Genomic DNA, 11776 nt, shown 5'->3' with positions numbered 1-11776 from the left:
AATCGTGCAGCTTATTTTCCGAGACAGAACTGGGCAAACAACTGATCAATCAGGCTTTCATGAACAGCATCCCCGATGATTTCGCCGAGAAGCTCCCATGTGCGCGTCAGATCAATTTGAACGATATCAATCGGAACGCCTGCATCAATGGCTTCAAGAGCATCACCAATTGACCGTTTTGCCTGCGACAGCAGGGCAATGTGTCTTGTATTTGAAACATAGGTTAAATCCGAAGGACCGACTGCCCCTTCAAAAAAGAGGGAGCTGATGGATTCTTCAAGCTGGTCAATGCCCTGTTCTTCAAGCAGTGACGTCGTGACAACCGGCGAGTTTCCGGCAAGCTCTTTTACCCGGTCCAAATCAATCTGCTGAGGCAGATCTGTTTTATTGACAATCACGATGACATCCATCCCGCTGACAGCTTCAAACAGCTGTTCATCTTCCTGTGAAAGAACTTCGCTGAAGTTCATGACAAGCAGAATAAGGTCGGCCTTTTTCAGCACCTGTCTGGATTTTTCAACACCGATCCGCTCTACGATGTCTTCCGTCTCGCGGATTCCTGCCGTATCGACCAACCTGAGAGGCACGCCCCTTACATTCACGTACTCCTCAATCACGTCTCGCGTCGTTCCCGGAATATCTGTGACAATCGCTTTATTTTCATGGATGAGGCTGTTAAGCAGCGAGGATTTCCCTACATTCGGACGGCCTACGATAACAGTCGAAAGGCCTTCCCGTAAAATTTTCCCCTGCTGGGAAGTCTGGAGCAGCTTTTCAATTTCCTGCTTCACATACGTCGCTTTTTCAATGAGCACACTGTGCGTCATTTCTTCAACGTCATCGTATTCAGGATAATCGATGTTCACTTCAACGTGTGCCAGTGTCTCAAGTATTTCCTGGCGCAGCTTTTGAATCAGCTTGGAAAGTCTTCCTTCCATCTGGCCAAGCGCTACGTTCATGGCTCTGTCCGTTTTGGCGCGGATGAGGTCCATCACCGCTTCAGCCTGGGACAGGTCAATTCTTCCGTTTAAAAACGCACGTTTTGTAAACTCACCAGGATCTGCAAGTCTTGCTCCTCCGTTCAGGGCAAGCTGCAGGACACGGTTAACCGAAACAATGCCGCCGTGGCAGTTGATTTCAACAATATCTTCTCTGGTGAATGTTTTTGGTCCTTTTAATACAGACACCATCACTTCTTCTACAATCTGGCCTGTATCAGGATCCTTTATATGTCCATAATGAATGGTATGACTTTCAACGTCACGCAGTCTTTTTCCGGATGGTCCGGAGTAAAGCCGGTCAGCTACCGCGATGGCTTCATCGCCGCTCAGTCTGACAATGGCGATCGCTCCCTCTCCCATCGGTGTGGATATAGCCGCAATCGTATCGAAATCCATGCGTTTCACCCCGCTTCTTTCAAAATTAATCTATAATGGCATGTTCTATTAAATACGCAGTCAAATTTATAAGATATCACAGTTATTTCTTATTTGAAAGGAAAAAAGTTCAATTTATCCACAGTCTGATTTTCCGCACATTCAGTTACCTATTATTTTAACTTATCCACATGTTAATAACAATATTTCCAATCACGCTTCATCTAAGTCCTCCTGAAGACAGAAAAAACCCCGCTGAATGAGTATCAGCGGGGTTTTGCTATTTAGGCGCAATCACCAAATGGCGGTGAGGTTCTTCACCTACAGAGTAGGTTTTGATTTTATGCTGCTGGCTGACCAGTGCAGCATGAATGATTTTCCGTTCATAGGAAGGCATCGGCTCAAGCGGAACCTCTTTCCTCGTCCGGATTGCCTGATGGGCAAGCTTGTGGGCGAGCTGGATCAGGGTCTCTTTGCGGCGGGATCTGTAGTTTTCCGCATCAACGGTAATGTTCAGATAGTGATTGGCATGGCGGTTTGCCGCAAGCTGCGTTAAATACTGCAGGGAATTGAGGGTTTGTCCTCGTTTTCCGATTAAAAGAGCCACTTTCTCTCCTTCAATTTGAAACGTCACATTTTTCCCGTCCTGCTTCATTTCAACAGTTGCGTCCACGCCCATGTTTCTGACAACATCCATTAAAAAGCGATGCGCTTCTTCTGCGGGGTTCGGCCGTTTAACAGCTTTCACCCTTGCCGGCTTTGAGCCGAACAGGCCCAAAAAACCTTTTTTTCCTTCATCAATCACGGTGATTTCTACTTCATTTTCAGTTGCATGAAGCTGGTTTAAAGCGGATTGTACTGCTTCTTTGACGCTAAGTCCCTCAGCAGTTATTTCTCTCACTTTTTCTTTCCTCCCGATTTCAAAAGGGCATTCTTTTTAATATCAGGTCCGTAGATGATCATAGTCTGCACGATCATGAACAAGTTACCTACAACCCAGTACAGGGAAAGTGCAGCCGGGAAGCTGACAGCAAAGATGACGATCATAATTGGCATGATATAAAGAAGCATGGCCATTTGCGGATTTTGACTTGCTGTTCCTGCCATCGTTAATTTCTGCTGAATGAATGTTGTAATACCGGCAATGACCGGCAGAAGGAATAATGGATCACGTGCACCAAGGTCAAACCACAGGAAGTTGTGATCGGCAATTGCTTCTGTTCTCATGATGGCATGATAGAATCCGATAAGAATCGGCATCTGCACAAGTAAAGGAAAACATCCTGAAAGAGGATTTACCTTATTCTTCTGGAAAAGAGCCATCGTTTCCTGCTGAAGCTTCTGCTGTGTTTTCTGATCTTTCGAGCTGTACTTTTCACGCAGCTTCTGCATTTCAGGCTGCAGTTCCTGCATCGCTTTGGAGTTTTTGATCTGCTTGATCATCAGAGGCAGAATGGCAAAGCGGATAATAAGCGTTACGATGACAATGGAGATTCCATAATTTTCACCCGTTAATTCTGCGAAATATATGATAAGCCATGACAACGGATAGACAATGTACTGATTCCAGAACCCCTGGCTTTCTTCTGTGATTGGCTGATTGACTTCTGTACATCCTGCAAGAAGCATCACCATGCTCACTAAGCCAAGCACTAACAATATTCTCCTTTTCAACCGGTATTCCTCCTAACAATCTAACTGAACCGGCTATTTTTGCCGGTGTATCCAACCTATATTCTAACATCTTTAGATAAGAAATCGAAATTTGTTCTAGACATTTCTATGTATTTTTTATGGCGCTTTCACGGCGAATGCCGGGCTTTAGGATTTTCGTTTTTCTGAAAAGGTGCAGGAGACTGCTTTTCACTTCATGATAGTCCATTTCAGACGCGGGTTTTCTGGCAATGACAATGTAGTCCATGCCTGTTTTCAAGCTGTCTTTTTCTTCAAGGAATACTTGACGGACTAGACGCTTCACCCTGTTTCTGGTTACGGCATTTCCTATCTTTTTGCTGACTGACAGGCCTAAGCGGAATTCCTTTTCTTCAGGCTGATTCAGCATGTAGATCACAAATTGTCTGTTTGCCATCGACTTGCCCTGCTTGAATATTTTTTGGAAGTCTTCGTTTTTTTTAATGCGGTTTTTCTTTTTCATGCCCTCACTCCGGATCCTTCCCTGACGTTCCTTTAGCCTGCTGAAAGCTCTGCCATCATTATTTCTTTAAAAGAATCTATTTAAACAGCTGTTTTCCTAAAAACATGGCCCAATCTGTTTGAAGGATTGGGCCATGTAAAAAAGACCACTGATAGTTTTCAGTGGCCTATGCTGATAATACTTTTCTTCCTTTGCGACGACGTGCTGCTAGCACTTTACGTCCGTTCTTTGAGCTCATGCGAGCGCGGAAACCGTGAACTTTGCTGTGTTTGCGGTTATTTGGCTGATACGTTCTTTTCATTATAGACACCTCCCTGAGGAATAGCTGTTAAAGACAGTCTTTCTAATTATAGAGAGTGACCCCTCGAATTGTCAACCATCTGTCAAAAAAGATTTCATGGTGCGGTTTTTCGTTCTCTTTTTTCTGATGGTTCTTGGTTGCCTCATGCAAACCGTTCCCTTCAGAACTTGCTTTCCGCACGACAAACCGTTCCCTTCCGCTCCAGAAACTTGCTTTCCGCGGGGAGCGCCGGGAGCCTCCTCGCTTCGCTTGCGGGGTCTCCCGTGCCCTCTTCATCCCGTAGAAAAGCGGAAGCGCCCGTTTTGCTCCGGCAGTCAGATAAGAAATCACCCGAAAAGTCCGGGTTTGACTTTTTGGGGGATTTTGTTCTGACAGAGGAGTTGGGCGCTGCAGCTGGACAAGGAGTCAAGTTTCTTCCGCTGCAGTCCACTGGATTTCAGCTCATTTTCAATTTCAAAGACAAAAACAATTCTGGATTAGATCTGAAACACCTTCTGCAGCGTGTTCAATTTTTTCCCGTGGCACCGCCCTGTGCACAATTTTTTCGACAATATTTTTTATCCACACCCGTTATCGACAGGTTTCTCACAGAACAAACAGATGTGGACAATTTTTCTCAACAGGAAAGCAGGTATGTGGATAAGTTTTTCAAAACCATTGCGCCGCTTCGTTTAATTTGATATTATATTTGTGTTTTCACTCTGAATATCAAACGGTATAAAATCAATTATCCACACATTGTGGATAACATGTGGAAAGATTATAAACACCCTGTTAAAAAACTTGTCCACACGTGATGGTTTATGTCGAAAAGATGTTTTACTACTATATTATATATTTATGCACATTTTGTCCTTTTTGTATATTTATTCGCATGCCTATGAATGGTTGTACAAAACATATACACGTTACTTTTTTAAAGAAGGAGGGAGATGCCTCATATGGAGAACATTGATGAGCTGTGGAGCAAGGCGCTGTCTGAAATTGAAAAAAAACTCAGCAAGCCAAGCTTTGAAACGTGGCTGAAATCGACGAAGGCCCATGCACTTAAAGGAGACACGCTGACGATTACGGCTCCAAATGAATTTGCACGCGACTGGCTGGAATCACGGTATCTGCATTTAATTGCCAATACCATTTATGAACTGACAGGCGAGGAGCTGCTGATCAAGTTCATTATTCCCCAAAATCAGAACGAAGCAGATTTTATGCCGAAATCACCGATTAAGCAGGTGGCAAAGGACGAAGAGCAGATCGAGCTGCCTCAAAATATGCTGAATCCAAAATATACGTTCGATACATTCGTTATCGGTTCAGGCAACAGGTTTGCCCACGCAGCGTCGCTTGCCGTGGCAGAAGCGCCTGCAAAAGCCTACAATCCGCTGTTTATCTATGGGGGAGTAGGACTTGGAAAAACGCATCTTATGCATGCAATCGGCCATTATGTCATTGATCATAAACCAAATGCAAAGGTCGTTTACCTGTCCTCAGAGAAATTCACGAACGAATTCATTAACAGCATCCGTGATAACAAGGCGAAAGATTTCCGCAACAAATACCGCAGCGTTGACGTTTTGCTTATAGATGATATTCAGTTTCTTGCCGGAAAAGAACAGACGCAGGAGGAGTTTTTCCATACGTTTAACACCCTGCATGAAGAAAGCAAGCAGATTGTCATTTCCAGCGACCGTCCTCCAAAGGAAATACCGACACTAGAAGACCGCCTCAGATCCAGATTTGAATGGGGACTGATTACGGACATTACCCCTCCGGATCTTGAGACGCGTATTGCGATTCTCAGAAAAAAAGCAAAGGCTGAGGGCCTTGATATCCCTAATGAAGTCATGCTTTATATCGCCAATCAAATTGATTCCAACATTCGTGAACTTGAAGGCGCACTTATTCGGGTTGTTGCTTATTCATCCCTTATCAATAAAGACATAAATGCAGATCTTGCTGCAGAAGCTTTAAAAGACATCATCCCGAGCTCAAAGCCGAAAATGATCACCATTGCGGATATTCAGCGCATGGTAGGCCAGCATTTCAGCGTGAAGCTTGAGGATTTTAAAGCAAAGAAACGAACAAAATCCGTCGCATTTCCAAGGCAAATCGCGATGTATCTGTCACGGGAACTGACTGATTCCTCTCTTCCAAAGATCGGCGAGGAATTCGGAGGCCGTGACCATACAACCGTCATTCATGCCCATGAGAAAATCTCCAAGCTCCTTCAGGCTGATGATCAGCTTGTTAAACAGCTGAAAGAAATAGAGAGCATGCTTAAGAACTAGCTCTCTCTCAAGCAGCATAAACAGGGCAAAATCATCTCAAAATAAAATAGAGCATCCGGGATAATGTGAATAACCCAATACGATTCATACACAGTCTGTCCACATGTGGATAGGCTGTGTTTCCTTTCTTCAACAGAGTTATACACATATCAACAGGCCCTACTAGTACTTCTACTATTTTTTTCTTTAAAATATATATATATTAAGTCACCAGAAGAAATATTCCACCGTACGAAAAAAAGGAGGATTTACCCTAATGAAATTCGTCATTCAAAAAGACCGTCTTGTTCAAAGCGTACAGGATGTCATGAAAGCTGTTTCGTCCAGAACGACTATTCCAATCCTGACGGGAATTAAAATTGTGGCAACAGAAGAAGGAGTCACTCTTACAGGAAGTGATTCTGATATCTCGATTGAGTCTTTCATTCCTACAGAAGAAAACGGAAAAGAGATTGCAGAAATCAAGCAGGCAGGCAGCATCGTCCTTCAAGCCCGTTTCTTCAGTGAAATCGTTAAAAAACTTCCTAAGGAATCTGTGGAGATGGAGGTTCATGGCCATCACATGACAGTCATCCGTTCAGGCAAAGCAGAGTTCAACTTAAACGGACTGGATGCAGAGGAATATCCGCATCTTCCTCAAGTGGAAGAGCACAACAGCTTCAAAGTTCCGACAGATCTTTTAAAAACGATGATCAGACAAACCGTTTTTTCTGTTTCAACTTCCGAAACCCGCCCGATTTTGACAGGTGTTAACTGGAAGCTTGAAAATAAAGAGCTGATCTGCATCGCAACAGACAGCCACCGTCTTGCCCTCCGCAAGGCAAAAATTGAAATGGAAGCTGACACTTCCTACAATGTTGTCATTCCCGGAAAAAGTTTAAATGAGTTGAGCAAAATTCTTGCTGATACGAGCGAAGAAATCGAAATCGTGATCACAGAAAGCCAGGTGCTTTTCAAAGCGGAAAACCTGCTGTTCTTCTCAAGACTTCTTGACGGAAACTACCCTGATACAACGAGGCTGATTCCTTCTGAAAGCAAAACAGAAATGGTTCTGAATACAAAAGATTTTCTTCAGGCCATCGACCGCGCATCTCTTCTTGCAAAAGAAGGCAGAAACAACGTCGTAAAGTTCTCTACGCTTGAAGACGGGATTGTCGAAGTTTCTTCGAACACTCCGGAAATCGGAAAAGTCATCGAGGAAGTGCAGACACAGGAACTCTCGGGAGAGGAATTAAAAATTTCTTTCAGTGCAAAATATATGATGGATGCATTAAAGGCACTTGAGGGAACAGAAATCAGCATCAGCTTTACAGGTGCGATGAGACCGTTTTTGATTCGCACTCCAAATGACGATTCCATCCTTCAGCTGATTCTCCCTGTCAGAACGTATTAATGACACAAGCTGCCGGCGGTCTGCCGGCAGCTTTCTTTTTTTAGCAGCAGTCTTATCCGTTATGGGAAGGACTTTTGTCACGCGTAGTGTCCGCGCAGAGAAGACACGATTTTCTTTAAAAAGAACAGGCAGCTGCCTATTGTGGTATGGCCAGTATATTTAGTAAAATAAAGTGTTAGAGATTTTAGAAAGAAGGCGATCCGGAATGTCCAGAAAACCTGTTAAAATAGATACAGAATATATAGCACTGGGCCAATTTTTAAAATTGGCGGATGTGATTCAGACCGGCGGCATGGCAAAATGGTTTCTTCAGGAATATGCGATATTTGTAAACGGGGAGCCTGAGAACCGCCGCGGCAAAAAACTTTATGACGGAGATCTTGTTGATATTCCTGATTTCGGAACATTTATCGTTAAAAGCTGAATGTTTCAAGATGTGAAATACACAACTTAAAGTTGGTGAACGGATTTGTTTATCAAAGAACTGTCCCTGCGGAACTACCGCAACTATAAAGAACTGACTGCGGAGTTTGAAAACAAGGTCAATGTCATCCTCGGGGAGAATGCCCAGGGGAAAACGAATGTGATGGAAGCGATCTATGTCCTGGCCATGGCCAAATCCCACCGCACGTCAAATGACAAAGATCTTATCTACTGGGACGAGGAATATGCTAAAATAGAAGGCAGAGCAGAAAAACAAAACGGTTCTGTGCCAATGCAGCTCGTCATTTCAAAAAAAGGAAAAAAAGCGAAGTTGAACCACATTGAGCAGCAGAAATTAAGCCAGTATGTCGGAGCGATGAACGTGATCATGTTTGCTCCCGAAGACCTTAACCTTGTAAAAGGCAGCCCCCAGGTCAGAAGACGCTTTATCGATATGGAAATCGGACAGGTTTCGCCTGTCTATCTTCATGATTTAAATAAATTTCAAAAGGTCATGCTGCAGCGGAATCAGTATTTAAAACAGCTGCAGATGAAGAGGCAGACTGACCGGACGATGCTTGATGTGCTGACTTCGCAGCTTGCAGAATCCGCTGCAAAAGTAGTGAAAAAGCGAATGGAGTTTCTCGGCAAGCTCCAGAAATGGGCTCAGCCGGTCCATGAGGGTATCAGCAGGGGGCTTGAAACACTGACGATTGAGTATAAAGCCTCCGCTGATGTATCAGAAGCCTCAAGTTTGTCGAAAATGATAGAAGGATATGAAGAGAAGTTTGATAAAATAAAAGAAAAAAGAAATTGAGCGCGGAGCAACTCTTGCCGGTCCGCACAGAGATGATCTTCTTTTCTTTGTGAACGGGCGTGACGTCCAGACGTTCGGCTCCCAGGGACAGCAGCGGACAACCGCTCTCTCGCTGAAACTTGCAGAAATCGATCTGATTCACGAAGAAATCGGCGAGTATCCGATTCTTCTTCTTGATGATGTTTTATCTGAACTTGATGATTACAGGCAATCGCATTTATTAAATACAATTCAGGGGAAAGTGCAGACGTTTGTCACGACGACAAGCGTTGAGGGCATTGACCATAAGACGCTGAAGGAAGCAACAACGTACCGCGTTTCAAAAGGCACGCTTACTTAAGTGAGAGAGGTGGTTTTTCATGTATATCCACTTGGGAGACAATTTCGTGATTCCTTCAAAGGAAGTCGTCATGATTATTGATCATCAATCGTCAAAGACGTCCGGAATTGTCAGTGAATTTTTGGAAAAGCAGCAGAATCAGCCGGTAAAGCTAGCAAATGGCGAAACAAAGTCGATTGTTGTGACGACAGACAAGGTTTATTTTTCTCCTCTTGCTTCAGGCACGCTGAAAAAACGTGCAAAATTCTCATTTGACATAGAGACGGCAGAATGAACGTTCTGAACCCAATCTATAAGCCCTTAAGAAAAGTGTAGGTGATCATAGTGGCGATGGAACAAAAACAAATGGAACAGCAATCATATGATGAAAACCAGATACAAGTACTAGAAGGCTTAGAGGCTGTCCGGAAACGTCCCGGAATGTATATTGGCTCAACTGCGGTGAAAGGTCTCCACCATCTGGTCTGGGAGATTGTCGATAACAGTATCGATGAAGCTCTTGCAGGCTACTGCGATGAGATTAATATTATCGTTGAAGAAGACAACAGCATTACCGTAAAAGACAACGGCCGCGGAATTCCGGTTGGAATCCATGAAAAAATGGGACGTCCTGCGGTTGAAGTGATTATGACGGTGCTTCATGCCGGAGGAAAATTCGGCGGCGGCGGATACAAGGTGTCAGGCGGTCTTCACGGCGTAGGTGCATCTGTCGTAAATGCCCTGTCTACGTATCTTGAAGTCACTGTTTACCGCGACGGCAAAATTCATTATCAGAAGTTTGAGCGCGGTGTGCCTGCTGCTGACCTGGCAGTGATCGGCGAAACAGAAGTAACCGGAACAACCACTCATTTTGTCCCGGATCCGGAAATTTTCACGGAGACGACAGAATATGATTTTGACACGCTTGCAAACCGTTTAAGAGAGCTTGCCTTCTTAAACCGAAATATTAAAATCACAATTGAAGACAAACGTGAAACGAAACGCAAAAAAGAATATCTGTACGAAGGCGGCATTAAATCCTATGTTGAGCATTTAAACCGCACAAGAGAAGTCATCCATGAAGAGCCTGTCTACATGGAAGGCGAAAAGGACGGCATTACAGTCGAGGTTGCCCTTCAGTACAATGATTCCTATACAAGCAACATTTATTCGTTCGCCAACAATATTCACACTTATGAAGGCGGAACGCATGAAGCCGGATTCAAAACGGCTCTTACACGCGTCATCAATGACTATGCCCGCAAAAGCGGCGCTTTTAAAGACAATGATGCCAACCTTACAGGTGATGATGTGCGCGAAGGTTTGACAGCCATTATTTCTGTTAAACATCCGGACCCGCAGTTTGAGGGCCAGACGAAGACGAAGCTCGGCAACTCAGAAACGCGGACTGTAACGGATAATGTCTTTGCAGATGCGTTTGAAAAGTTCCTGCTTGAAAATCCTTCAACAGCAAAGAAAATTGTTGAAAAAGGGGTTATGGCATCAAGAGCGCGTCTTGCAGCCAAAAAAGCTCGCGAGCTGACGCGCCGTAAAAGTGCGCTTGAGATCTCCAACCTGCCTGGGAAACTTGCCGACTGTTCGTCTAAAGACCCGTCTATCTCAGAACTCTACGTCGTTGAGGGTGACTCTGCCGGCGGTTCTGCAAAACAGGGGCGCGACCGTCATTTCCAGGCGATTCTGCCGCTTAGAGGAAAAATCATCAACGTAGAAAAAGCGCGTCTTGATAAAATCCTTTCCAACAATGAGATCCGGACTATTATTACGGCTCTTGGAACAGGAATTGCGGAAGACTTTGATCTTTCAAAAGCACGCTACCATAAAATCATTATTATGACAGATGCAGACGTTGACGGAGCCCATATCCGCACACTGCTTCTGACGTTTTTCTACCGCTACATGAGACAGATCATCGAAAGCGGATATGTCTACATTGCCCAGCCGCCTCTTTACAAGGTGCAGCAGGGAAAACGGATTGAATATGCGTACAATGACAGAGAGATGGAGAAGCTTATGGCAGAACTGCCTGCAACTCCTAAGCCTGGAATTCAGCGCTACAAAGGTCTTGGTGAGATGAATCCTGAGCAGCTTTGGGAGACAACAATGGATCCGAACACGCGGACATTCCTTCAGGTTACCCTTGAAGATGCGATGGAAGCAGATGAAACCTTTGATATTCTGATGGGCGACAAAGTCGAACCCCGCCGGAACTTTATTGAAGGCAACGCCCAGTATGTTAAAAACCTTGATATCTAAGTTCAAAAAGGCAAACCGGATCCCGGCTTTGCCTTTTCTTTTTGTCTGAAATTCCGTCATAGCCCACTACATTTCACATGTCCCTGCATATCTTTGTAAAGAAAGTAGGCAACTTATCTAAGCAGGAGGCGTGAAAATGAATAATCAGCAATATGACATGAGGCGTCCATTCGGATTTGGAGGAGGCTTCGGGAGACCGGGCTTTGGCTTTGGAAGACCAGGCTTCGGATTTGGAAGACCTGGATTCGGGTTCGGGAGACCGGGCTTCGGCTTTCCGTTTGCAACAGGGTTTGTCGGCGGTCTTGCGACAGGAGCGCTGCTGTCGCCGGGCTACGGCTACGGATATCCTTATCCATATTATCCGCCGTACCCGTACTATCCGTATTATTAAGTTCTTTAAAAAACATCCGGGCAGGATGTTTTTTAATTT

General features: G+C 44.5%; 12 protein-coding genes and 1 pseudogene. 8 read left to right on the top strand and 5 right to left on the bottom strand.

The window, feature by feature from the left end; all coding sequences use genetic code 11:
* Window positions 1-11: 11 nt before the first annotated feature.
* From mnmE to rpmH, 5 genes are all read right to left on the bottom strand, one after another.
* Window positions 12-1397 (bottom strand): tRNA uridine-5-carboxymethylaminomethyl(34) synthesis GTPase MnmE, encoded by a 1386-nt coding sequence (gene mnmE / locus RKD52_RS00545; protein ID WP_454098241.1) that lies wholly within the window; start codon window positions 1395-1397, stop codon window positions 12-14.
* Between the two features lie 259 nt (window positions 1398-1656).
* Window positions 1657-2277 (bottom strand): RNA-binding cell elongation regulator Jag/EloR, encoded by a 621-nt coding sequence (gene jag, locus RKD52_RS00540; protein WP_454098240.1) that lies wholly within the window; start codon window positions 2275-2277, stop codon window positions 1657-1659.
* Window positions 2274-3050, bottom strand: a complete 777-nt coding sequence (spoIIIJ, locus tag RKD52_RS00535) for a YidC family membrane integrase SpoIIIJ (protein WP_454098239.1) — start codon at window positions 3048-3050, stop codon at window positions 2274-2276. Before spoIIIJ ends, jag begins: the two co-directional genes overlap by 4 nt.
* A gap of 106 nt (window positions 3051-3156) precedes the next feature.
* Window positions 3157-3531 carry a ribonuclease P protein component gene (rnpA, locus tag RKD52_RS00530; protein WP_454098238.1) on the bottom strand — a complete coding sequence of 125 codons (375 nt, stop codon included), beginning with the start codon at window positions 3529-3531 and terminating at the stop codon, window positions 3157-3159.
* A gap of 166 nt (window positions 3532-3697) precedes the next feature.
* Window positions 3698-3832 (bottom strand): 50S ribosomal protein L34, encoded by a 135-nt coding sequence (gene rpmH / locus RKD52_RS00525; RefSeq protein WP_029282916.1) that lies wholly within the window; start codon window positions 3830-3832, stop codon window positions 3698-3700.
* 68 nt (window positions 3833-3900) lie between these two features.
* Between rpmH and RKD52_RS00520 the strand changes: the two genes are divergently transcribed.
* From RKD52_RS00520 to RKD52_RS00485, 8 genes and pseudogenes are all read left to right on the top strand, one after another.
* The gene (locus RKD52_RS00520) at window positions 3901-4512 is read left to right on the top strand and encodes a hypothetical protein (RefSeq protein ID WP_454098237.1); all 612 of its coding nucleotides are present in this window, start codon (window positions 3901-3903) and stop codon (window positions 4510-4512) included.
* Window positions 4513-4773: 261 nt separating this feature from the next.
* Entirely contained in the window at window positions 4774-6120 is a 1347-nt protein-coding gene (gene dnaA / locus RKD52_RS00515) for a chromosomal replication initiator protein DnaA (RefSeq protein WP_029282914.1), read from the top strand.
* Window positions 6121-6376: 256 nt separating this feature from the next.
* Window positions 6377-7513, top strand: a complete 1137-nt coding sequence (gene dnaN / locus RKD52_RS00510) for a DNA polymerase III subunit beta (RefSeq protein ID WP_454098236.1) — start codon at window positions 6377-6379, stop codon at window positions 7511-7513.
* A 205-nt stretch (window positions 7514-7718) separates the two neighbouring features.
* On the top strand, window positions 7719-7937 hold the full coding sequence (gene yaaA, locus RKD52_RS00505; protein ID WP_029282910.1) for a S4 domain-containing protein YaaA: 219 nt from the start codon (window positions 7719-7721) through the stop codon (window positions 7935-7937).
* A 45-nt stretch (window positions 7938-7982) separates the two neighbouring features.
* Window positions 7983-9093: pseudogene (recF, locus tag RKD52_RS00500) on the top strand (DNA replication/repair protein RecF).
* Between the two features lie 19 nt (window positions 9094-9112).
* Window positions 9113-9367: an extracellular matrix regulator RemB gene (remB, locus tag RKD52_RS00495; RefSeq protein ID WP_454098235.1), complete on the top strand. Its 255-nt coding sequence runs from the start codon at window positions 9113-9115 to the stop codon at window positions 9365-9367.
* Between the two features lie 56 nt (window positions 9368-9423).
* Window positions 9424-11346, top strand: a complete 1923-nt coding sequence (gene gyrB, locus RKD52_RS00490) for a DNA topoisomerase (ATP-hydrolyzing) subunit B (RefSeq protein WP_454098234.1) — start codon at window positions 9424-9426, stop codon at window positions 11344-11346.
* Window positions 11347-11482: 136 nt separating this feature from the next.
* Window positions 11483-11737, top strand: a complete 255-nt coding sequence (locus tag RKD52_RS00485) for a spore coat protein (protein ID WP_203289294.1) — start codon at window positions 11483-11485, stop codon at window positions 11735-11737.
* The last annotated feature ends 39 nt before the right edge of the window (window positions 11738-11776 follow it).

It is taken from the genome of Metabacillus sp. SLBN-84 (assembly GCF_053629595.1).
This window is presented reverse-complemented; position numbering and strand designations above follow the sequence as displayed.

Coding starts and splice junctions, on each gene's coding strand:
- mnmE (WP_454098241.1), bottom strand. CDS start 1,397: ATGGATTTCGATACGATTGCGGCTATATCCACACCGATGGGAGAGGGA.
- rnpA (WP_454098238.1), bottom strand. CDS start 3,531: ATGAAAAAGAAAAACCGCATTAAAAAAAACGAAGACTTCCAAAAAATA.
- rpmH (WP_029282916.1), bottom strand. CDS start 3,832: ATGAAAAGAACGTATCAGCCAAATAACCGCAAACACAGCAAAGTTCAC.
- dnaA (WP_029282914.1), top strand. CDS start 4,774: ATGGAGAACATTGATGAGCTGTGGAGCAAGGCGCTGTCTGAAATTGAA.
- dnaN (WP_454098236.1), top strand. CDS start 6,377: ATGAAATTCGTCATTCAAAAAGACCGTCTTGTTCAAAGCGTACAGGAT.
- yaaA (WP_029282910.1), top strand. CDS start 7,719: ATGTCCAGAAAACCTGTTAAAATAGATACAGAATATATAGCACTGGGC.
- remB (WP_454098235.1), top strand. CDS start 9,113: ATGTATATCCACTTGGGAGACAATTTCGTGATTCCTTCAAAGGAAGTC.
- gyrB (WP_454098234.1), top strand. CDS start 9,424: ATGGAACAAAAACAAATGGAACAGCAATCATATGATGAAAACCAGATA.
- RKD52_RS00485 (WP_203289294.1), top strand. CDS start 11,483: ATGAATAATCAGCAATATGACATGAGGCGTCCATTCGGATTTGGAGGA.